Genomic DNA, 23,074 nt, shown 5'->3' with positions numbered 1-23,074 from the left:
TACAAAATAGAATTTGATCTTATTACTTAACACTGTTTAGTGTCATCTTGCTAATACTTTTGTATAAGTATCATGATACATGAAAAATAAATTTTATATCATATTCCGGAGTTGATTTTTATCAGTTGCACATAATTATCGAGTGTTTTGGAATTATTTCTAAACTGATTTCTGTTAAATTACATTGAAGTATAATGATACTTTCAGCAAGTACTGATTTTTTGGTACAATAAATTTTTATCCTAATTTATATTAAATGTTAACAGTACATACTTTAGACCTTAACTTCCTCGAGAATGAAGAAGCTATAGCTTCATATTTAGTTGAGACATCAAACGGCCCCTTTTTAATCGAAACAGGTCCTTTTTCCACTTTCAAAAATTTAGAGCAGCAACTGAGTAAGCATGGGTATACACCAAAAGACATTCAGCATGTTTTTATTACTCATATACATTTAGATCATGCAGGCGCGGCTTGGAAATTTGCAGAATATGGAGCAAAAGTTTATCTTCACCCTTTTGGGGAGAGGCATATGGCCGATCCTAGTAAGCTTATGGCTTCCGCTAAAATGATCTACAAAGAAGATATGGATCGACTTTGGGGTGATATGAAATCTATTCCTGCTGATTTATTGCATGCTACTGATCATGAAGAGATAATTACAATTGGAGAGGTTGAAGTAAAAGCTTGGCACACACCTGGACATGCAAATCATCATATTGCATGGCAAGTTGGTGAAAATTTATTCACTGGTGATGTGGCAGGTGTGAAAATTGAAAATGGTCCTGTAGTGGCTCCTTGTCCTCCTCCAGACATTAATTTGGAGAAATGGCAGGTGTCAATTGACCTAATTCGTAAAATATCTCCCTCTAAATTATACTTAACTCACTTCGGAGCCGTTAGTGATATAGAAAGTCATCTTATTGCGCTAGAAAAAGACCTTTATGACACCGCTGAACTTATTAAAGGTTATATTGACCAAGAATTGTCCCTCCCAGAAATGGAAGAACTTTTTATAAATCATGTTGATAGTGCATTAAGGGCATTAAATTTGACGGAAGAAATGCTGAAACAATATGATGCTGCAAATCCACCATTTATGAGTGTTGCAGGATTATTGAGGTATTGGCAGAAAAAATTGAACTAGAAACTTTTTAATAGGTTAAACAAATAATGGAGATAATCTCAGGTCTTGTTATTATATTTTTTGCATGCATTATTATCTGGAAAGCATGCGATGGTTTTGAAGACGCATCAGGATTCTTAGGCCGTAATATGAAGGGAGGAGTAAAAGGGGCGACAATCGATGCGATCGGTAGTTCAATGCCAGAACTTTTTACTACTTTTTTCTTTTTAGTATTGACAGGTGATGCAGCTGGTTTCGCCAGTGGTATTGGTACAACCTCCGGTAGTGCCGTCTTTAATATTATGATTATTCCTGCAGCAGTAATCATGAGTGTTATTGTTGTCAACAGAAAAGTTCAATATATCAATGTAAACCCTAAGGTTATATTAAGAGATGGTATTGCTTTAATGCTTTGTATTCTCTGTTTGATCATTTTTGTTTCTGAAAAAACGTTAGAGTGGTATCATGGAGCTTTCTTGATGTCGCTTTATATAGTTTATGTCATTTCTTTATTCTTTGTGAAAATGGATTCAGAAGGTGACGAGGACGATGATTATGAATATGAAGCAGGTTCAGGTGGACGTTTAAAAGCACTGCTGAAGCTTGATTTATCTCATGCAATATTGGGTAACAATGAAATGAGTTCTTCGAGAGCTTGGATTCTTCTTATTCTTTCAACTTCAATTGTAGGTGGTTCATGTCACTTACTAGTAACAGGTTGTGAGATGTTGGGAGATGGCTTGAACTGGAACACTTACGTTGTGGCCTTGATTTTTGCAGCGGCTGCCACTTCAGTTCCTGATACGATTATCTCAGTGAAAAGTGCCAATAATGGAGCATATAATGATGCTATTTCAAATGCATTAGGAAGTAATATTTTCGATATCTGTTTCGCTTTGGGTATGCCATTGACTATTTATACTTTGGTATATGACAAAAGCATTGTGATGACAGGTGGAGATGGTGAGATGAACTTTATTGGTCAATTCAGAGTCTTACTTCTATTTATGACTTTCTTTGCAACAGTGATTTTTTACATTGGAGCTAAAAGAAAACGTCTTGGAGCAAAGAGTGGTTATTTATTGATGCTTCTTTATGTTCTGTTTATTATATATACTTTGGCATATACTTATGATGCATCATTTATTAAAGGTTTAAGCGACTTCTTGATTGATGTGAATGACATATTAGTGAATCTAAGTCCTTTCCATAAATAATTGGAATAACATTATAAAATGAAGGTCAGTTCTTTAAAAAAGAGCTGACCTTCTTTTGTTTGATGAAATACTGAAATTATTTATCTTTCGCTTTAAAGAATAAAAAATGAACAAAGATAGATTAGATCAGCTATTTGCTTTTTATAAAGAGGATCCATCAGATCCTTTTGTAATATATGGTATTGCCACAGAATATGCCTCTGAAGAGAATTGGTCAGAAGCCATCAAATATTATGAAATCCTTCTAAATGAACATAAGACTTATACGGGTACTTATTATCATGCGGCTTATGCTTATGCTGAAAACAACCAAGCAGATAAGGCAGAAGAGATTTATAAAGTCGGTTTGAAGGTATGTCAAGAGGAGAAAGATCATCATGCTTTAAAAGAGCTGCAGTCTGCGTATACTAATTTTCAATTAGAAGAAGATGACGAGTGGTAAAAACGTTTATTCTCTATCACAGCTCAATAGGAGTATTGAACTTCATTTATCCAAAGTGAATTCTTCCTTTTGGATCAAAGCAGAAGTAGCTCAATTGCAGTTTAATGCAGGGTATGCTTTTTTAGAGCTTATAGAAAAAAAAGACGGTCATATCATCGCCAAAAATAAGGCAACGATTTGGGGGGCAGAACTACAAGTATTTAAACATCGCTTGAAATCCGTTTTCAATGAAGTATTGAAAGAAGGCGTAAATATTCTTGTAGAAGTCTCTATTAATTATCATGCTGTTTACGGTCTTTCATTACAAGTGCAGGACTTGGATGAATCTTTTAGTATAGGTGAATTAGAGAGGATCCGTAAAGAAAGTATTGCAAAGCTTGAAAAATTAGGAGCTTTTCAATGGCAGCAAAAGAATAAACTACCATTGGTTCCTCAGCGAATTGCTGTAATTTCATCTCGTAAAGCAGCAGGTTTTGAAGATTTCAAAGAACATTTATTAGCCAATTCTTCAAAATACGCATTCAAGCTTCAGCTTTTCAGTTCATCCGTACAAGGTCAGCATGCTGGAGAAGAGTTGATTGCAGCGCTTCATAAAATTGATCCCAACGATTTTGATGTCATTGCATTGATAAGAGGGGGAGGTGCAAAGACGGATTTAGCGGTATTTGATGATTATCATTTATCGTTTGCTATAGCACAATGTAAACTTCCGGTTCTAACAGGTATAGGGCATGAAAGAGACCTTTCTATCGCTGACATGGTATCACTTAAGAACTTTAAGACACCTACAGCTGTAGCTCATTTTCTATTAGATACGACAACTAATTTCGAAAATAAAATAGAGGATAAACTTGATAGTATTATTCGTAATATTTCTGATGAAATTCATTTACGAAAATCTGTTTTAAAATATCATATCACTAAAACATTACCTTCTTTCCAAAAGAAAATTGAAAAGCAACACTTCATGGTTGAGAAGCAGCTTCTTCAAATCCAAAACATGACTTCAGGGAAAGTAGATATGGAGCGGTTTAAGCTACGTCAGAAAGAAGTTCAGTTCTCTAAGATGTCAATAAAAAGGGGAGAAGATAGGCTGAGCCATCTTTGGGAAGGAATAAAGTATACTTTAAAAAATAGAATGAAGGATGAACAGTATCAACTCTCTTTGAAAGAAGTGGGTATCAGATCAAAAGATCCTATGGAGATATTAGCGAGAGGTTATTCTATGACATTAAAAGAGGGGAAATTGATCAATCCTGAGGAAATTAAAAAAGGAGACAAAATTCATACGCATACCCAAGGCAAAATTATTGAAAGTATTGTTGATAAAATAGATGAAAAATTGTAATATTTTTCTACTACCCCTTAACTTGCGTATTCAAATTTGAAGAGAATGTCAGAAGAGAAAGAAAATTTAACGTACGAATCTGCCCTTGAGGAATTAGAAAGTATTCAAAAAAAATTGGAATTAGAAGAAGTGCCAATTGATCAGCTTTCAAAATTGGCAAAAAGAGCTAAATTCCTAGTGAATTGGTGCAAGGATAAACTTAAGGATATTGATAAAGAATTGTCAGAGATTTTTGTCGAAGACCAATAGAATTTTTTGAATGAAAGACACTAAGAATTTACCTTATTTCATCTCTAAAAGGTTAAGCCAACATAGAAATAACTCATTTACAAAGCTGATATCCAAGATCGCAATTGGTAGTGTGGCATTGGGAATTGGAGCCTTGGTTTTGGCGTTTTCAATATTTTATGGATTTAAAGAAGGTATTGAGGAAAAACTTTTCCTGCATGTGGGGCACTTGAATGTTGAAAAATTTACAATGAACAGGAGTAAAGAAGAGCCTCCTGTGAACGTAAATAAATCTGTTCTTTATGAGGAGAAGGAATATTTACCTGGTGTGAAGAACGTATATAGTTACGCACATAAATGGGGATTGTTAAAATCAAATGATGAGGTATCAGGTATCCTTATTAAAGGACTTTCTGAAGATTATGATGTATCGAGGTGGGAATCTCAAATGGAAGAGGGGCATTTTCCTGATTTTGAACAGTCTAAAAATGGTTCTAAGGAAATTGTAATCAGCAAAGCTTTAGCTTCTAAAATGCACCTTGAAGTAGGGGATGATATAATTATCTATTTTATACAACAGCCGCCTAAAGCCCGAAAAATGAAAATCTCCGGAATATACAATACTGGCTTAGAAGATTTTGATGAATTGGTGGCCTATGGAGATATAAATTTGGTAAGAAGGCTCAACAATTGGGGAGATTCTCTTGTGGGGGGAATGGAACTTATGCTTGATGATTTTGAGACCTTAGAAACTACAGCAGAGCATTTGGATGAAAACTATGTTGATGTTCATCTTATATCAAGAAGTGTGAAAGATAAATATGCCCACTTCTTTGATTGGTTTCAGATGTTGTACAATAATGTATGGATTTTCTTAATTGTGATTACGAGTGTTGCTATTTTTAACGTCATCTCAATTATGCTTATCTTAATTATGGAACGTACTTCTATGATTGGTACATTCAAAGCATTAGGGTCAACCAATGATCTTCTTCAAAAGATTTTTATTTTTGATGGAATACGAATGGCAGTGAAAGGTATGCTGATAGGGAATTTTATTGCAATATCGTTTGGTGTAATTCAGCAACAGTTCAAATTGATTCCTTTAGAGGCGTCTACCTATTATTTAGATCATGTTCCTTTTAGTTTTCACTGGGATACGATATTTATTATCAATGTTACCGTGATCTTCTTGACGTCCTTGAGTTTATTGGTTCCCACTTCAATAGTATTGGGTATTTCACCAATAAAATCTATAAAATTCAATTAGTTTTCATTATCAAACTAAATCTACTAAGTGCAATTTATTTTTGACTTAGTACTTAAATCAAGTAATTATTGTTTTTTAGAAATTTATTTTTTTGAAGAACAGAATTAAAATATAACTTTGTAATGTTAGATAAATATGAGGTAAATACACCTCGAAATGCAACTCATTTATTTAACATTAAACCACTTCCTCAGGGAGTGGTTTTTTTATAAAAGAAAAACGCCTGTACAAATCATGCACAGGCGTTTGGAATATTTTTAAAAGCTATTTCTTAATATAGCTCAGGATATTCATTTGGTTTTACTTCAGACATAATCTCGTAAGCTGCTTCGAAGATGTCTTCTGTATTAGGTTTAGAGAAATAATCGCCGTCAGAAGCATATGCAGGTCTGTGAGGCATAGCAGAAACACATACAGGAGAAGAATCCAAGAATTCATACGCCTTGTGCTCATCAATCACTTGTTGCATCATATAACCTGTGCCACCACCTGGCATGTCTTCATCTGCAAAAATAACCCTGTTGGTCTTTTGGATAGAAGCTTTGATGATGCCCGTCGTATCGAAAGGTAATAAAGACTGAACGTCAATTACTTCAGCACTAATACCAATCTTAGCCAATTGATCAGCGGCTTCCATTACAATTCTACACATAGAACCATAAGTCACGATGGTAACATCTTCACCTTCTTTGATGATTTCTGGAATACCTAAAGGAGTACATACCTCATCAATGTTTTCAGGCATCTTCTCTTTCAAACGGTATCCGTTCAAACATTCAACAATTAGAGCAGGTTCGTCTGATTTCAACATTGTATTGTAGAAACCTGCGGCTCTTGTCATATTTCGAGGGACCAGAATATTGATACCTCTCATACTGTGAATCAAAGCGGCCATAGGAGAACCAGAGTGCCATACCCCCTCTAAACGGTGTCCACGAGTTCTGATAATCAATGGTGCTTTTTGACCACCTTTAGTTCTATATTCTAAACATGCAAGATCATCAGTCAAAGCCGTGATCGCATAGTAAATATAATCTAGGTATTGGATCTCAATGATAGGTCTCAGTCCACGAAGTGCTGCGCCGATTCCTTGTCCCAAAATAGTGGTTTCGCGGATACCTGTATCAGTGATACGGATTTCTCCATATTTATCTTGAAGGTCAGCAAAAGCTTGGTTTACATCACCAATTTTACCAACGTCTTCACCAATAGCAAATACCAAAGGATTTTGCTCAAACATTTTATCAAAGCAAGCCTGCATGATTTCTCTGCCGTCTACCATAGGGGAGTTCGCATTGTAAATCGGAAGCACTTCTTTGACATGTTTAGCAGCGGCACTTGATTCACTGTAAAGGTGACTGCTGTATCTTTCGTAGTTTTCCCTTCTTTCCTTCTTCACCCATTCTTGCATATCAGTTTTGATAGGCAGGTTGGTGTTTCGAAGTTCTCTCAAAGATTTTCGGACTACAGAAATTGCATCTTTACGAATAGGGTTGATGGTTTTCTTAAGCTCTTTCGCTAGACGTAAAATCTCATTGTTTTCAGGTAAAGAACTTACTGCTCTGTTCATTAGTTCCATCGCTTCGTCGTATTCTTTCGTCATACTCGCTTTGAAACTGTCCCAAGCCGCTTTTCTTTCTCTCTTTACCTTTTCAAGAGACTCTTTCTCGATTACCTCAATTTCTCCTTCCGAAATGAAGCCTTCTTCAATGGCCCATTCCTTCATTTTCTTCAAACAGTCGTATTCAAGCTCCCATTCCAAACGTTCTTTTGATTTATAACGTTCATGAGAACCAGAAGTAGAGTGTCCTTGAGGTTGTGTGACGTTGACAACATGAATTAATGAAGGTACGTGCTCTTTTCTTGCGATATCAACTGCCTGCTTGTATGTTTTTACTAGGGCAGGGTAATCCCAACCGTCAACAGTAAATACCTCAAGACCATTTGAGCCTTTCGTTCTTTGGAAGCCTTTTAACGCTTCACTGACACTGTTTTTGGACATTTGATATTCGTTAGGCACAGAAATACCATAACCATCATCCCAAACAGCACAGACCATTGGAATTTGTAGAACACCTGCAGCATTGATAGATTCAAAAAACGCTCCTTCGGCACAAGAAGCATTACCTATACTGCCAAATGTTACTTCATTTCCTTTATTTGTAAATTTCTTTGCAGTTTCATTGTCAAATAACTCAGGGTTGTTTCTATATAGCTTAGAAGCATAAGCCAACCCTACCATTCTTGGCATCTGACCCGATGTAGTAGAAACATCAGCACTTGAATTTTTTTGGTTAATTAAGTCTTTCCAAGTTCCATCGGCATTAATACTTCTGGTAGAAAAATGAGAATTCATACATCTACCACCACTTGATGGCTCGGCTTCTATGTCAGTATGTGCGTATAATTGAGCGTAAAACTCCTGGATAGTTAATTGATCAATTGCAAACATAAATGTTTGATCTCGGTAATAGCCCGAACGAAAATCGCCCTCCTTGAAGAATTTAGCCATAGCAAGCTGAGCGACTTCTTTTCCGTCTCCGAAAATACCAAATTTGGCTTTCCCCATAAAGACTTCTTTTCTACCGATCAAACTCGCGTGTCTACTCTCAATAGCTATCCTGAGGTCATTCACTACTTCTTCTTTCGAAAAAGTGTATTCTGAGATTTGCTTTTTTGTCATCTTTGATTTAGGACGATTTTTACTTCTCGTCATTATTGATTCGTTGCAAAAATAAGGAAAAAAGTGGTGTTATAAACCTAAAATTCCTAAAGTGTAAAAAATACGCAAAATATTTTTTTACTCTTTAGGAATTCAAAGATTACAACTAGTTCTACTTGAGTAGGTTAGCGATTTTATTAATTATTTCTTAATAATTCAATATATCTGTTGTGACGTTCCAAGATATCTGCAACGTAATGAACCGGTTCTTTTCCTCTTGCATAGCCAAATTTCACCACTTCATCTCTGTAATAATTCTTATTACTTTTCAATAGAAGGTATTTTTCTACATTTCCATCCCACACTTGAGGGTCGTGTTCATACTTCTTTGCAAGTCGTTGAGCATCTCTAACGTGCCCTTGACCTGTATTATAAGAAGCTAGCACGAATTTCATCCTTTCATTTTCGTCAGGAATCTCTTTCCAGTATTCTTCCAGCCATTTCAAATATTTTGAGCCTGCTCTAATATTCTGATGTGGATCACGTGGGTTATTAGCACCATACATTTTTGCTGTAGCAGGCATTAACTGCATTAAGCCAACTGCGCCCACCCAAGATTTTGCTTTAGGGTCAAACTTCGATTCTTGGTAGACCAATGAAGCTAGCAACAGCCAATCCCATCCTAATATTTCAGCTTGTTCTTTTATAATTTCATCATATTTAGAAAGAAGACCTCTATGTTCTACACTGCTGAAATATTCACTGTCAAAACGTTTTGATTGTGCTCTTACGTTTTTGAAGTATTTATTGTAAATCACATAAAAATCAGTAGTGTTTTTCATGCTGTCCAGCCAATGACTCACTTTCGCTTTTAGTGCAGGAGACTGCTTTCTTGTTGCCCAAGCGATACGTTGTGGGAAACTGATTGCTGTTTCAATATCAATATCAGGATAATACGTATTATTCAGTTTGGCAATATTTTCATCAGCCACAGTAAGTTCAATTTCCTTGTTGGCTACCTTGTGAATTAACTCCTCAGTACTTGTATTTTTATCTGCTAATACAATATTAATGTCTTCACCAAGTTCATTTTCTAAGTTTTTTAGACGTAAATGATAAGGTGTTTTTTCCCTTACAGTAACGGTTTTATTCGCAAGGTCTATGACATTTCTAATGAGTTTCTTATCTGTTTTATGTTTTGGGACTTTACGCCAATTGTCTGGTTTTCTTTGGACAAGTACTTGTTTTACTTGTGCTAAAGAAGTAGTGAAATCTACTCTCTCTTGACGTTCTTTAGTGATGGCAAGCCCATAAGCAATCAAATCTCCTTCACCTTTTTGTAAGGCTAATGCAAGGCTGTCAATACTTTTATAAACTTTCACATGAAGTTCAAGTTCAAGGTCATTGGCCAATTTTGTGAGTAATTCATACTCATAGCCCATCGTTTGTCCTTTATAAATAAAATAAGAAGTAGAGCTGTAAGCAGTCAACGCAATTAGTTTACCTCTTCTTTTAATTTCAGGATAGTCTTTACTGCTGAATTTTTCTTCTTCTACTTCAGTTTCAACAATCTCTTTATTAGCATTACTGCTACTTTCTCCATTCTTTGTTGTAGTACATGAAAAATGGAATAATAAGAGTATTAAGAAGTATATTAGATTATGTTTATTATGATTCATCGATCATTTGCTAGTTTTTTAAAAAAATATTCGTGTGTAAATATAATCCATAAACTTTATAAAAAGATATTCTCTTAGGATTTCTTATTCCATCACAAACCCCATTACAAGTACATCATCAGTTTGTTCTTCACTTTTTTTCCATGTAGAGAATGTATTTTCAAGTGTGCTTAATTGCATCCTCATTTCCAGTTTTCTGTTTTCGAAAAGAGTGTTTTTTAATTTTTTCGGCATAAACTTCTTTAGGCGTTCTCCACCAAATTGATCTTGAAAACCATCGCTGTACATATAAAAACGCATATTTTCATTGTATGCAAATTCATGCTTTGTGAAAGGAACAGGTAATTGATCGGGATGAAACATACCAATAGGCTGACGGTCCCCTTTGATGCAGATCAATTCTTCATCATCTGTATACAGTAGAGGGTTTTTAGCTCCTGAAAATGAACATATTTTATTTTGAGTATCAAAAACAGTTAATGCGAGATCCATCCCGTCTTTATTACTGGTGGTTTCTTGTTTTAGCTTTTTTCTGATTGTAAGGTCGAGTTGATTTAAAATTTCAGCCGAATCAAATATTTGTTTGTTGATGACAATATCTGTGAGTGCTTCTGACCCTAGCAGAGACATAAATGCTCCAGGAACTCCGTGCCCGGTACAATCAACAGCAGCAATTACAGTGTAATTTTCTTGTTTGTAAAACCAATAAAAATCGCCGCTGACAATGTCTCTAGGCTTGAAAAATATAAATCCATCCTTTACTATTTCAGAAAACCTATGAATAGAAGGGAGGAAGCAACGCTGAATCTGCTGCGCATAATTGATGCTTTCAAGAATTGCATGATTCATTGATTCAATCTGCACATTTTTCTTCTTCTCCAGCTCTACGTAGGCATCTTCTAATTTTTTATTACTTTCCTTCAGCATGTCATTCATTACAGAAATTTCTTCTGAATTTTGACGCACTTCCTCTTCCGCTGAAATTAATTGTCCATTTGTTTCCACAAGCTCATTTAAAGTTCTCAGTTGTTGATCTACAAAGAACTTCGAGAGAAAGAACAGCATAGTTGAGATCATTGAAAAATTAATCATCAACAGCATATTGAATACATGATAATTTTTTAAGGAGGGAGGTGTAATATGTTCAATATCGTGATCAATAAGAATAACAATCCCCATTAGGAAAACGAAAATACATAACCAATAATAAAGCGATTTTCCTTTATAAAAGGCAAGGGTGGAAGTGAGTGCAAAAAGAGACCAAATCATGACGACTCCAGTAGACCGGGTTCCTCCTAAAATGATCTGAAAAACAAAGGGTAAAAGAATGGAGAAAAAAGTTTGCAGGGCTTTACAGGACCTTTTAAAGTCTTTCGTAGCCCAGAAATAAATATTGAAGATACTGAAAATTACATAGCCAACAGGGATATATCCAGCAAAATTGAGGTCGAAATAAAAGGATAATCCACCCCAAGTTGCACCGCCAAAAGTCATCAGTATAGAAAATAATAAAAAGTTTCTATCTGATTCTCTTTGAGTCACATCTTCAAATATCTCTAAGATTCTTTTTTTGGTAGATTGGTACAATGAGTAATTTATTAAAGGTATTTCAAGCTTTATGGACATCTGTTATTATTAAGTAATGGCCTTCTTCAAAAACTGTAATTACTAACAACTTTTGATAAATAGATAGGTTGAATAAATGTTATTGTAAATTTACGCTAGTGTAAAATCACCGAAATACATTTAGATTAGCACTTTCAAGTATTAAGTCGGTAGCAAATGAGAAATAATCTTAGTACTTGTATCTATAATTTCGCACTTTTTTTTATCAATAGATACCATTTATAAATATGTCACAAGAAAAATCTTTGAATTCTCCATTAGTAGTGATTACCGGACCAACAGCAAGTGGGAAAACGGCTTTGGCTACTCATTTATCTGCAACAATAAATGGAGAGGTGATCAGTGCTGATTCTAGACAGGTTTATAGAAGAATGGATATTGGTACAGGAAAGGATTTATCGGAGTATACCGTAAATGGTGTGGATGTGCCTTATCATTTGATTGATATTTGTGAACCTGGGGAAACTTTTAATGTATATCAGTTTCAGAAATATTATGCGAAAGCAATTAGTGATATAAAAGCTCATAATGCTGTGCCAGTTTTAAGTGGTGGGACAGGTTTGTATATTGAAGCTGTTACTTTGGATGGTTATGAACATATTTGGATTCCTAGAAATGAGGAGTTACGAGCTTCTTTGGATGGCAAGTCAGTAGAAGTGCTATCAAAAATATATGCAGATATAAAAACTGGGCAGAATGACCATCAGTCCATTGAACACAGAGAGCGTTCTTTGATCAGAGCCATTGAGATTGAGACTTTCTTGAAAAGTGATCAAATATCAGAAGATAGACCTGTTGATATACCAAAACTGCCAACATACAATTTCGCGATGTTGATTGATAAAGAAACGAGGTGGAAGAAAATTGAAAAGCGTTTGGATGAAAGGTTTGAGGAAGGGATGATTGAAGAAGTTCAGCTTTTAATGAAAGAAGTAGGCCCTGAAAAATTAAAAAGTTTTGGATTAGAATACAGGCATATTACGGAGTATTTATTAGATGAAATCACTTTTGAGGAAATGAGAGAAATCTTGATGGTTTCAATCCGTAAATTCTCTAAAAGGCAAATGACTTGGTTTAGAAGGATGGAGAAGAAAACAAAAATCCATTGGATACCCGTGGAATGGGAAATGGAACAGAAAATAGATTTTGTAAGAAAGGAAATTAAACTCTAATAATAAATAGAAGAGGTCTATAAAGAAGCGAGCCATTTTGTAATTAAACAAAATGGCTCGTTTTTTATTTTTTCTTTTTCGGTATATAAATCGTCATATCATCGTCTACCTTAATTGCTTTTTCAAAATTATTTTGTTGCTGGTAAGATGTATTGGACTGTTGTTGATTGTAAAATGGACTATTTTGTGCTTGTTGTTGTTGCATCTTCATTAATCTCTTTCCCAAAATACCCATCAGAAATTTAATGATGACTTTAGAATACCTTTTGAAAAGAAATACGAATGCAACGATAACAATTAATATTTTGATTAATAGCATAAGTATGATTTGTATAATTTAATTTCGTAATGTTTCTGTATTAAAGCTCCAATAATGAAAATATTGAAGACTTAAGCGTATATTTGTCTTTTTGCAAATATAAACACTTTATTATAACGCAAGGTAGGGTGTATATGTTTAATAATTGAAATTTCTTTAGGTTAAATTAATAAATGTTGGAAATCTTATATCAAGATGAACATTTTGTAGCTGTCAATAAACCTTCAGGTTTGATGGTGCATCCATCGGAACTCACTGGACGGGAAGGAGAGTTTGCGATGTATCAGTTAAGGGATCAGTTGGGACAGTATGTATATCCATGTCACCGGTTGGATAGAGCTACATCAGGCGTTTTGATCTTTGCTTTTAGTTCGGAAATGTGTCAGCAGTTCCAAGAGTTGAATAATGAAAGTGGAGATGTGAAGAAGGAATATCTTTCCGTTGTCAGAGGACACTTGATGGAAAGCAAGATGTTGACAAAAGATATAAAAAACAGGTACGATAAAGTATACAAGTCAGCTAAAACCTATGTTGAACCTTTGGAAAGAGTGGAGTTGCCGATTCCAGTAGGACCTTATCAATCCTCAAGATATACATTAGTCTTATCGAGACCTTATACAGGGAAAACACATCAGATTCGTCTTCATCTTCGTGGAGAGAATCATCCCATAATAGGAGACAGGCGCTATGGCGATCACCGTCATAACAATATGTTTCTAGAGAAATTTCAATTAGACCGATTATGGTTGCATGCTTGGAAATACAGTTTTATACATCCCATAACACAAAGGTTGACGGAGATTAAAGCAGATTTACCAAGTGATTTTAAATCGATATTAAAATTAATAGATATAAATTATGAGTAAAGTACTCGTTGGCGTATATAATGAGCTAGAAGTAGCAAGAGTAACAGATTTTGGTTATTTCTTTGCCACTGACGATGGTGACGTTTTTATGCCTATTAGATTAGCAAAAGGAGAATTAAAGGTAGGAGAGACGACTACAGCATTTATCTATACAGATCAGGATAGAAGATGGGTAGCCACACATGAAAAGCCTAAAGGGATTGTAGGTGATTTTGTGACACTGCCTTGTAGTGATACCAATAAAATGGGAGCATTCTTAGATTGGGGAATATCCAAAGATCTTTTTGTGCCTTTTTCAGAACAAGAGGAACCTTTAAGAAAAAAGAGGTATTATACAGTATATATTGATCTGGATAGGAAAACGGGAAGGGTTTTTGCTTCTACAAAATTATATAAATATTTATCCAGAGATACTTCATCTTTTTACACTGATCAAGAAGTTTTTTTATACATTGCTCATGAAGTTGAACTTGGGTACGAATGTATCGTAAATAAAAAATGGAGAGGTTTACTGTACAAAAATAAAGTTTTCAAACCCTTAAAAGAAGGAAGCAAAGTAAAAGGTTTTGTTTCAGCCATACGCCCCGACGGTAAGCTCGACTTATCATTATCAAAATCTGGCTATCAATCAGATGATGTGGATAGAAAAGGGAAGGAACTAATACTATTAATGAGAAAAAAAGGAGGTTCGATGCCATTCAATGACAAGAGCCATCCTAAAGATATTATGCGTGAATTCCAGATGAGTAAAAAGCAGTTCAAGCAGATATTGGGCTATTTATACAAAATTGGGGTGATTGAATTCACAAATGAGGGTACAAAATTGGTAAATATTTAAATTTTGTAATTATTTTTAAGGAAAGATTTTGAATATCAAATTAAGATGAAGTAATTGTATAATTATAACATTTCATATTTGATATTGAAATGAGTACATAGTTAAAAATTGGATAACACTCTATTGAAAGTGCATTCAGAAGTCGATACACTATACCAAAAAATGCGAGGTGCGAATGGAGAAGAACTATTTGCATTTAAAGGCATGATGAATGACGATATTCTTGGAGAGATTTTAAGTAGAGTGGAAGATGCTTTGTCTGAGCATGAATCGTTAATGAAACTTCAGCGTAGAATTAATGTGATTGCTGTAGAAATACTTCAAAATATTTTTCATCATTTTGAAGGAGTTGATTCCACTACTGTTAGTGATCCCTCTCACAATATTGTCATGTTTTTGCTTTCTAAAGGAAAGGAATCCTACTATATCATAGCAGGCAATTACGTTCCTATTGAGACCGCAGAATTTTTAAAAGAGAAAATAGATTCTATTAACAATCTATCTGTAGAAGAACTTAAAAAGCGTTACCGCAAAGTTCTCAGTAATGGTGATTTTTCAGAGCAAGGAGGAGCAGGCTTGGGCATCATTGATATTGCTCGTAAATCAGGTCAGAAACTTGACTATGATTTCGTCACTAAAGATAATAGAAACTCATTTTTTACAATCAAAGTAAGCGTACCCGTATAATCGCACTAGAAGATGAAAGATTTTCTTAAAAAAGATACTCCTAAAACACCTCTTATACAAATGGAATATGAGAGTGGTTATTTTTTAATATCAGGTAGATCTATTCCTGAAAATTCAATAGAGTTTTACAGACCATTGTTTGAATGGTTGGATGAATATAACACTAGGCCACAGACGAAAACACAATTCGATGTGAGGTTAGAATATTTTAATACAAGTTCTTCAAAATGTCTTGTAGAGGTTTTTAGAAAATTGGAGTTTTTAAAAGCAAGTGGACATGATGTTGAAGTAAATTGGTATTACGAAGAAGATGATGAAGATATGCAAGAATCTGGTGAAGATTTCAAAGAAGTGATCAAGTTGCCGATCCATATGCATATTTTAGAAGAATAAAAAAAGGAGAGACTTAATTGCTCTCCTTTCTTTTTGCTCAAAATTATCTAAGATATATATATTAGATCTTAGGATCATTTTCTATAGCTGTATTAATTAAATCATCCACAAAGACCTTTGCCTTTTTGGGGAGTGAAATGACCATTTTTCCAGATTGGTATAAAGGCAATTGATCAAAGATCTTAGCGACTTTATCTAACTCGTCCCTCTTTAAGTTTATTTTCAATAATTGATTCTCAAACGAAGGTTTGTTTTTATAAATAGCTTCTAGTAATTCATATTGAGGATCTGTAAAAATCAAATCTCCAATTGGAGAGCCAATATTTTCCATTTCATTTCTCTCAATCTGATCCATCAAATAGAAAACCTCAATATCAATTTTACCTTCTTCACTTTCTTCTTCTTCTTCAATCAAAAACTGATTTTCATAAACTAATAGAATATGAGTAATCAATTCTTGTTGACTTTCAGAAAAATACTTCTTGATGCTTTCCCATTCAATCTCTTCAGAAAAAGCCTGTTTTAAGCTGTTGAGTTGCTTTTTATTGTATTTTGAATCTCCAATCTTCACAAACGTTTTGTCGTTGAAAATGGCTTCCAATAGCTTTAATTCAGCTTTTGAGAAGTTGTTGTCTGCAAAAATAGAGTTGTCTTCATTAGAACTTGAACTAGAAGATTCAATTTCATACAGTTCTTGAATGCTGAACGTATGAAACTCGTTTGGTTCTTCGTCATTCAGGTGAGAACACTTCTCTAGAATATTCAGTATAAACTGTTCCTGATCCATGTCTAATGGCGTGTTTTCAGGATATTCAAGGGTAGTGATGATTTCACGTACATAATCCAGCTGAGCGAGATTAAACGTTAAATTCCCAACTTTTACTTCTTTCTTGTTTTTCGTTTCATCTTCATGAATGATGGATAAAAATTCAAATTCATTATCCGTAAGAGTTGTAGCGGAAGTCAGTTCACCATCGCCGAAGTCTCTTTCAATTTCATTCATCATGAAAAGAACACTGATGTTTTTGAGGGAATCAATTAATTCCCATCGATTTTCATCATCATATTCCCAATCCGTTTCAATTTCATCCAGTTTTTCGCTCAGAGCTTTAAAAAATGAAAGCTGTTCTGGCTTTTGGATGACTTCTTGAATAGCATTGTAAACAGGAGTCCTTTTGCCTTTGCTGAAATCGATATTGTCAAGAATATTTTTAATCTGACTTATTTCTGCAGCCGTAAAAGGAGGGAATAGAGAAGAATTACTATCTTCGTCCTGATCATAAATAGATTTAAAGAATTCAAACTCATTGAGAGAAAAAATAAAATCGCTTGCTTCAGGAGTAATATTATGAGCCTCCAGATCTAGGCGGTCACTTTTTTCTAATTGATAGATTTCTTCAATGTGCATTCTGATGAATTTTTTCGTTTCGTTCTTAAAATACCTCCAATAATAAGGAGATAGAATTAAAATACATAAAGAAATTACAAAACAGATGTAAAAAAACGAATGTAATTTGTACTCTTACTTTCTATTTAGAGGTAGTTTTTGCAGATTTGCAAAGTTAATGGATAAACTGACCTTAAAACTGTGCAAAACTTCATCTTAAAGTGAGGTGATTGTGATCTTTTTTATTGGACCAATAATAGAAATATACTGAAATAAAAATATATGGGATTGTTTGATTTCTTTTCTAGCGACCTGGCAATTGACTTAGGTACTGCCAACACACTCGTTATTCAGAAAGACAAGGTAGTTGTAGATGAACCTTCAATCATTGCATTAGACCGTCAGAATGGAAAAGTCATTGCTGTAGGAACAAAAGCGATGCAAATGCACGAGAAGACGCATGAGAACATCAGAACTATTCGTCCGCTTCGTGATGGTGTTATTGCTGACTTCCACGCTGCAGAGCAGATGATACGTGGTATGATACGTATGATCAATCAGGGTAAAAGATTCTTTACTCCTTCTCACCGAATGGTAATCTGTATTCCTTCTGGTATTACCGAGGTGGAAAAACGTGCCGTACGTGACTCTGCAGAACACGCTGGAGCGAAAGAGGTGTATATGATTCCTGAACCAATTGCAGCAGCTATTGGTATTGGCATTGATATCGAACAACCTGTGGGTAGTATGATCGTAGATATCGGAGGTGGTACGACAGAGATTGCTGTCATTGCACTTTCTGGCATTGTTGGTGATCAGTCTATCAGAACTGCCGGTGATGTATTTACTAGAGATATTCTAGACTATATGCGTCGTCAGCACAACTTATTGATTGGTGAGCGTTCTGCTGAAAAAATCAAAGTAGAAGTAGGGTCTGCATTGACGGAGCTGGATGAGGAGATCGAGCCTTTTGAAGTAAGAGGTAGAGACCTTATGACAGGTATTCCTAAAGTTATTACAGTAACTTATTCAGAAGTGGCTTACGCTATTGATAAGTCGATTTCTAAAATTGAAGAAGCCGTATTAAGAGCTTTGGAAACAGCGCCTCCAGAATTATCGGCTGATATTTATGACAGAGGTATTCATCTTACAGGTGGAGGAGCGTTGTTAAGAGGGTTAGACAAGCGTCTTTCTATCAAAACAAAACTTCCAGTACACGTTGCAGATGATCCTTTGAGAGCCGTAGTGCGCGGAACAGGTCAAGCCTTGAAAAACTTGGATAGCTATAAAGCGGTATTGATGACTTAATCATTACCAATTGAATATAAAAAAGCCCTGAAATTTTTAAGTTTCAGGGCTTTTCTCGTTCCGCATTAAACCGAGAATGCCTTATTTGCCTTCTCCGACTTTTTTATCTTCCTCTTCATCACTGAAGATTCCAGTTACGAAGTCTTTCGCATCTTTCATCTTATCCGTAATTGGATCAGTATATTCTTTGAAATCTTCTTTGAAGTTGAAAGTTTTACCATTCTCAGGAGTGTTAGGAGAGTGGTCGTAACCTCCATTCAGAATGTTGTCATATTCTCCGCTTTGTACCCATTTCAGTAATTCTGCAATACGCGTTACTGGGAAAGGGTGAGATTTGAAAATAGTATTCAAAAATTTGTGAGTAGTGTTTACAAGTCCTGATTGCTGATTATACTCTTCGGCCTGTTTGATAAACTCACCGAGATTCATTTCTGCAATATTTCCTCCACCTGCAAGTTTCATCAATAAATGAATACTAGTTTCAGGGTTTTGTGATGACAGTAAACCTGCGCGGTCTGCTGAAAGTTCACTTTTACGTTCCCATTCTTTTAGAGCCATAATAATGGCAAGAATGACCGTTTTTCCCAATGGAATACCAAGGTCTACAATCGAGATTCTTAAAAGAACTCTCAATAGTGTGTGGTATAACACATGCCCTGAAATGATGTGTCCTAATTCATGTCCGATTACCGTAAGTAGTTCCTCTTCATTTAGAGTATCTACAATACTTGAGTTAAGCACGATAAATGGATTGTCAACCCCAATTGCTCCAGCATTTAAAATTGGGCTTTGTGATACGTAGAGCTCTGGAATTTCTTTCACGTCAAGGATTGCACATGCTTCAAGAAGCAATCTGTGTACCTTTGGAAATTGATTTTCATTTACGCGAACGGAAGAAGCCAGTGTCATTAGCCTTAATGACTTTTCAGTGGTGTTGCTTATGATGAATTTGAGTAGGGTATCAAAACCAGTCATTTTTTGTAACGCAGCCAGTGCCAGCTTGTCTGTCGGATGTTCCCAAGAGTTCGGATTAATGTTGGGGAACTTTTTTTTGTGTACTTTTAGTGCTTCTGAGCTCATATTAAATTCTTGCTTGTTGCTTTTTTACTCCCTAATTTATGATTTATAATTTAAAACTTTCCTATTTGTTCATGATATTTCAATACTATAAGTATAAAAAGTGTTTATAATAGGTATATTTACGTTTTAAAATAAGTATTAATTCAAAAATAGCTGATGTCCAATTCTCTAATTATTTTTAGTGATCAAAACTTAGGGATAGAGGTGCTGTTGAAAGTTGTAAAGTCGTAATTACAAAAATATAAAAAGGGTCAGTATTGAATAGTCTTGTTTAAATACTCAGTATCTCTTAAGGTACATTTTTTCCACTGTATTAATAACTCACTTGAGAAATAACTTATACATATTTATCACCTTCTTCTCAAACCTTTTATTGATTTCAGGTTGTGTTTCTTATAAAAATTTGGAGCAGGATCGAAGCCTTTTGGTTGATCAGAATATTGAAGGAGCAAAAGCTGTTGATAAATCTACACTAGATTCATATATCCGTTTAAAACCAAATAGATCTTTCCTGAAAACAGATATCCGGTTGCCTCTCTACTTTTACATGAGAGGAGAAAAATTTTACAAAAGAAACTATCAAAAAGACAGTATAAAATACGCTGACATGACAGAATATTACGATGAAGTCATTAAAGCGATGGAAGAAGAATGGAAAGACGATGTACTCAATAACAGAGAACATTTAGACAGCTTGTATCAAGAGGAAGTGTATTTAGTCTATAAAGATTTGAGAAAAGCTGAAAAGCAAGCAGTCAAAGATTCTGTTCGTGGAATTAGAAAACTGCGTAAAATCAAATCAAAATCAATCAGTAAGACTGAAAAGATAGCGGAGAGAGTAGAGAAAGGAAACTGGTGGATGCGTTCGGCGGGTGAACCTCCTGCCTATTTTGATTTAGAAGAATCTCAGAATAATCAAAAACTGCTTGAAAGAACATTGCATGCGAAGGGTTTTTTAAACGCTTCTGTTGATTTAGAAGTGGATACTGTAATTTATAATAACTACCCTCTGATTACTGAAAAATACATTATCAATGAAGGGAAACAATGGAAAGTACATTCTGTAAAATACAAAACACCTAGTTATAGCATTTACAATGAATTGCTCACTTACAGTAAGAAGAGTTTCCTTCAGGAAAATGGCCCATATTCTGAAAATAGTTTGCAGTTAGAAAGAAATAGACTAGCAAAGGTTTTAAAAAACAGTGGTTACTTTGATTTTGCATCTAACTATATACATTATGAGGTAGACACCAACAATGTGCATGGTCAAGTGGATATCTTGATTAAAGTTGATTCACCAAAAACAGGTGAGCGACATACAAGGTATTACATCAATGATATTACTTTTGAAACTGACCCTACTGATCCGGTTCTTTCGGATACCGTAGAATATGAAGATGTGACTTACATACAGCACGCCAAAAAATACAAACCTAAAATTCTAGACGGCAAGCTAGCTTTAAAAGAAAGTACGCCTTTCAATGAAATGCTTTCTAATGATACAAGGCGTTTTTTAAGTCAGATGGATGCCTTCAAGTTCGTGAATATAGAATATGTGAAAACAGGAAAGGATTCACTGAATGTGTTTATCTATCCAAGCTCATTTGACAAATATCAATATGCATTTGAAACAGGCCTGAATGTGAGCAGGTCCTTGCCAGGTCCTTTTGCCAGTGTTTCACTTAAATCGCGTAACATTTTTAGAGGTGCGGAGTCTTTGGAGTTTAGAGGGCGTTTTTCTTTGGAGGCACAAGCCAGTGTTTCGGAGAGCAGTAATGAGATTTATAATGGTACGGAATATGGATTCAGTACTATCTTGAATATTCCAAGACCTTTAATTCCTTTTTATAATAGGGTGAACGAATCGTATTATATCAGAAATGCCAAAACAAAGATTCTTGCAGATGTTTCTTACGTAAGCCGACCAGAGTATACTCGTTTAAATCTGAAAGGCCTTTTTGGTTATGATTGGAGAAACCGTAAAGAAGATTTATTTGAGTTGTCTTTAGCGGATTTGAACGTAGTGAGAACACCATTTTTGAGTAATGATTTTAGAGTTCGTCTACAACAATTGGCTGAACAAGGTAATACATTACATTATTCATTTGATAACTCATTCGTATCAAGTACCCACTTGAGCATGTCGAGAATGAGAGGAGATTATATGACAAGTTCATCAAAAGCTTCTTATATGAAACTATTTGGTGAAGTGGGAGGTAATATACTTGATTTAGTAAACCAATGGTCGGGAAGTGAGCCTGGAGCCATTTATGGATTGCGTTATTATAAATTCTTTAAAGTCTATTATGATTACAGAAAAGTGACGCCAATTGGCAGTAAGAAAAAACACTTTTTTGCCTCAAGAATTCATATGGGAGTAGCCAAGTCTTATGGAGAAGTGGGAGCGTTGCCCTATGAAAAGTATTTCTTCTCAGGCGGAGGTAACAGTAATAGAGCTTGGAGACCAAGACGATTGGGACCAGGTTCATATACACCGCCTCAAAATGAAAATGGTACTTTTAACTACAGTTTTGAACAGCCCGGTGATATCATCATGGAGTTCAATGTGGAGTGGAGATATAAAATAACAAAACTTTTCCAGTGGGCATTTTTTATTGATGCTACTAATGTTTGGCTCTTGGAAGAAGACAATACACGTCCGGGAGGTAATTTTGATGTGACCCGTTTCTGGAAAGAATTTGGAATTGGAGCTGGTTTAGGAGCAAGAATTGATTTTTCTTTCTTGCTGATTCGTTTGGATGTTGGTACTAAAATTTTTGATCCTGCAAGGAGAGAAGGTGATCGTTTTGTGGCAGGGTATGATTTTCTTGGTAAAGGAACTACTGAATTTAACATTGGTATAGGATATCCTTTCTAATTATTCTTATTTTTGTGCGAAATTTTAAAAAGAGTAAATGTTAGAAAAGAATATTGTCCTTTTATTGGGGGCTAATCTTGGTAATAAAGAGGAAACACTCCGACAAGCTGTTATTGAAATCGGTAAGGATGTGGGAGAAGTGGTAAGCCTTTCGCATTTTTATGAAACGGCAGCATGGGGAAAAGAAGATCAGCCAAGCTATTACAATCAAGTCTTAGTTTGTAAATCAACATTAGTTCCACAGGACTTATTATATGCAACTCAAAATATTGAGCAAAAGTTAGGTAGAGTAAGGAAAGAAAAGTGGGGGGCGAGAATCATTGATGTTGATATATTGTTTATTGAAAACGAGGTGGTTTCAGATGAAAATTTAAAAGTGCCTCACCCTTTTATACAGGAAAGAAGGTTCACATTAGAACCATTAACAGAAATATTACCAAACTTTGTTCATCCAGTTTTAAATCAATCCTTAAGTGATATACTTTTGCACTGTAAAGATCCGCTTACAGTAAAAAAGCTGTTGATTAAATAGGTTTATCTTTAGA

Annotated in this window: 20 protein-coding genes; 14 read left to right on the top strand and 6 right to left on the bottom strand. The window is 34.9% G+C overall.

The annotated features are described in order from the left end of the window. Nucleotides 1–256: 256 nt before the first annotated feature. The 6 genes from HHU12_RS18490 (at nucleotide 257) to HHU12_RS18465 (ending at nucleotide 5,631) form a co-directional block, all read left to right on the top strand. Complete coding sequence (locus HHU12_RS18490) at nucleotides 257–1,147, top strand: MBL fold metallo-hydrolase (RefSeq protein WP_169658219.1); 891 nt, start codon at nucleotides 257–259, stop codon at nucleotides 1,145–1,147. Nucleotides 1,148–1,173: 26 nt separating this feature from the next. Continuing rightward, nucleotides 1,174–2,343 carry a sodium:calcium antiporter gene (locus tag HHU12_RS18485; protein ID WP_169658218.1) on the top strand — a complete coding sequence of 390 codons (1,170 nt, stop codon included), beginning with the start codon at nucleotides 1,174–1,176 and terminating at the stop codon, nucleotides 2,341–2,343. 106 nt (nucleotides 2,344–2,449) lie between these two features. After that, nucleotides 2,450–2,785, top strand: coding sequence for a tetratricopeptide repeat protein (locus HHU12_RS18480; protein WP_169658217.1), 336 nt, complete (start codon nucleotides 2,450–2,452; stop codon nucleotides 2,783–2,785). After that, nucleotides 2,772–4,133, top strand: a complete 1,362-nt coding sequence (gene xseA / locus HHU12_RS18475; RefSeq protein WP_169658216.1) for an exodeoxyribonuclease VII large subunit — start codon at nucleotides 2,772–2,774, stop codon at nucleotides 4,131–4,133. The genes HHU12_RS18480 and xseA overlap by 14 nt, the downstream gene beginning before the upstream one ends. A 45-nt stretch (nucleotides 4,134–4,178) precedes the next feature. Next, the gene (xseB, locus tag HHU12_RS18470; protein WP_169658215.1) at nucleotides 4,179–4,382 is read left to right on the top strand and encodes an exodeoxyribonuclease VII small subunit; all 204 of its coding nucleotides are present in this window, start codon (nucleotides 4,179–4,181) and stop codon (nucleotides 4,380–4,382) included. Between the two features lie 10 nt (nucleotides 4,383–4,392). Continuing rightward, on the top strand, nucleotides 4,393–5,631 hold the full coding sequence (locus HHU12_RS18465) for an ABC transporter permease (protein ID WP_169658214.1): 1,239 nt from the start codon (nucleotides 4,393–4,395) through the stop codon (nucleotides 5,629–5,631). 271 nt (nucleotides 5,632–5,902) lie between these two features. Here the strand turns inward: HHU12_RS18465 and HHU12_RS18460 are convergent, their stop codons facing one another. From HHU12_RS18460 to HHU12_RS18450, 3 genes are all read right to left on the bottom strand, one after another. Further along, the gene (locus tag HHU12_RS18460; RefSeq protein ID WP_240971024.1) at nucleotides 5,903–8,314 is read right to left on the bottom strand and encodes an alpha-ketoacid dehydrogenase subunit alpha/beta; all 2,412 of its coding nucleotides are present in this window, start codon (nucleotides 8,312–8,314) and stop codon (nucleotides 5,903–5,905) included. A 176-nt stretch (nucleotides 8,315–8,490) separates the two neighbouring features. Next, nucleotides 8,491–9,972 carry an MltF family protein gene (locus HHU12_RS18455; RefSeq protein ID WP_169658212.1) on the bottom strand — a complete coding sequence of 494 codons (1,482 nt, stop codon included), beginning with the start codon at nucleotides 9,970–9,972 and terminating at the stop codon, nucleotides 8,491–8,493. An 84-nt stretch (nucleotides 9,973–10,056) separates the two neighbouring features. Next, complete coding sequence (locus HHU12_RS18450) at nucleotides 10,057–11,598, bottom strand: SpoIIE family protein phosphatase (protein ID WP_169658211.1); 1,542 nt, start codon at nucleotides 11,596–11,598, stop codon at nucleotides 10,057–10,059. 227 nt (nucleotides 11,599–11,825) lie between these two features. Between HHU12_RS18450 and miaA the strand changes: the two genes are divergently transcribed. Beyond that, nucleotides 11,826–12,770 carry a tRNA (adenosine(37)-N6)-dimethylallyltransferase MiaA gene (miaA, locus tag HHU12_RS18445; protein ID WP_169658210.1) on the top strand — a complete coding sequence of 315 codons (945 nt, stop codon included), beginning with the start codon at nucleotides 11,826–11,828 and terminating at the stop codon, nucleotides 12,768–12,770. A gap of 64 nt (nucleotides 12,771–12,834) precedes the next feature. Here miaA and HHU12_RS18440 read toward each other — a convergent pair whose 3' ends face one another. Further along, complete coding sequence (locus HHU12_RS18440; protein WP_169658209.1) at nucleotides 12,835–13,089, bottom strand: hypothetical protein; 255 nt, start codon at nucleotides 13,087–13,089, stop codon at nucleotides 12,835–12,837. A gap of 173 nt (nucleotides 13,090–13,262) precedes the next feature. Here HHU12_RS18440 and HHU12_RS18435 point away from each other — a divergent pair, with 173 nt between their 5' ends. From HHU12_RS18435 to HHU12_RS18420, 4 genes are all read left to right on the top strand, one after another. Beyond that, nucleotides 13,263–13,955, top strand: coding sequence for a pseudouridine synthase (locus tag HHU12_RS18435; protein WP_169658208.1), 693 nt, complete (start codon nucleotides 13,263–13,265; stop codon nucleotides 13,953–13,955). Then, nucleotides 13,948–14,793 (top strand): CvfB family protein, encoded by an 846-nt coding sequence (locus HHU12_RS18430; protein WP_169658207.1) that lies wholly within the window; start codon nucleotides 13,948–13,950, stop codon nucleotides 14,791–14,793. Before HHU12_RS18435 ends, HHU12_RS18430 begins: the two co-directional genes overlap by 8 nt. A gap of 108 nt (nucleotides 14,794–14,901) precedes the next feature. Next, nucleotides 14,902–15,480, top strand: coding sequence for a SiaB family protein kinase (locus HHU12_RS18425; protein WP_169658206.1), 579 nt, complete (start codon nucleotides 14,902–14,904; stop codon nucleotides 15,478–15,480). 12 nt (nucleotides 15,481–15,492) lie between these two features. Beyond that, nucleotides 15,493–15,873: a DUF1987 domain-containing protein gene (locus HHU12_RS18420; RefSeq protein ID WP_169658205.1), complete on the top strand. Its 381-nt coding sequence runs from the start codon at nucleotides 15,493–15,495 to the stop codon at nucleotides 15,871–15,873. A 61-nt stretch (nucleotides 15,874–15,934) separates the two neighbouring features. On the opposite strand, the gene HHU12_RS18415 is transcribed toward HHU12_RS18420, so the two are convergent. Continuing rightward, nucleotides 15,935–17,281, bottom strand: coding sequence for a hypothetical protein (locus HHU12_RS18415; RefSeq protein ID WP_169658204.1), 1,347 nt, complete (start codon nucleotides 17,279–17,281; stop codon nucleotides 15,935–15,937). A 261-nt stretch (nucleotides 17,282–17,542) separates the two neighbouring features. Between HHU12_RS18415 and HHU12_RS18410 the strand changes: the two genes are divergently transcribed. Continuing rightward, the gene (locus tag HHU12_RS18410) at nucleotides 17,543–18,568 is read left to right on the top strand and encodes a rod shape-determining protein (RefSeq protein ID WP_169658203.1); all 1,026 of its coding nucleotides are present in this window, start codon (nucleotides 17,543–17,545) and stop codon (nucleotides 18,566–18,568) included. A gap of 81 nt (nucleotides 18,569–18,649) precedes the next feature. Here HHU12_RS18410 and HHU12_RS18405 read toward each other — a convergent pair whose 3' ends face one another. Then, a complete protein-coding gene (locus tag HHU12_RS18405) occupies nucleotides 18,650–19,648 on the bottom strand; it encodes a M48 family metallopeptidase (RefSeq protein ID WP_169658202.1) in 999 nt (332 codons plus the stop codon). A gap of 325 nt (nucleotides 19,649–19,973) precedes the next feature. On the opposite strand from HHU12_RS18405, the gene tamL reads away from it, so the two are divergent. Then, entirely contained in the window at nucleotides 19,974–22,529 is a 2,556-nt protein-coding gene (tamL, locus tag HHU12_RS18400) for a translocation and assembly module lipoprotein TamL (protein ID WP_169658201.1), read from the top strand. Between the two features lie 37 nt (nucleotides 22,530–22,566). Continuing rightward, nucleotides 22,567–23,061: a 2-amino-4-hydroxy-6-hydroxymethyldihydropteridine diphosphokinase gene (gene folK / locus HHU12_RS18395; RefSeq protein ID WP_169658200.1), complete on the top strand. Its 495-nt coding sequence runs from the start codon at nucleotides 22,567–22,569 to the stop codon at nucleotides 23,059–23,061. Nucleotides 23,062–23,074: the final 13 nt, after the last annotated feature.

This window comes from Flammeovirga aprica JL-4, from assembly GCF_012844305.1.
Classification (GTDB): Bacteria; Bacteroidota; Bacteroidia; order Cytophagales; family Flammeovirgaceae; genus Flammeovirga; species Flammeovirga aprica.
This window is presented reverse-complemented; position numbering and strand designations above follow the sequence as displayed.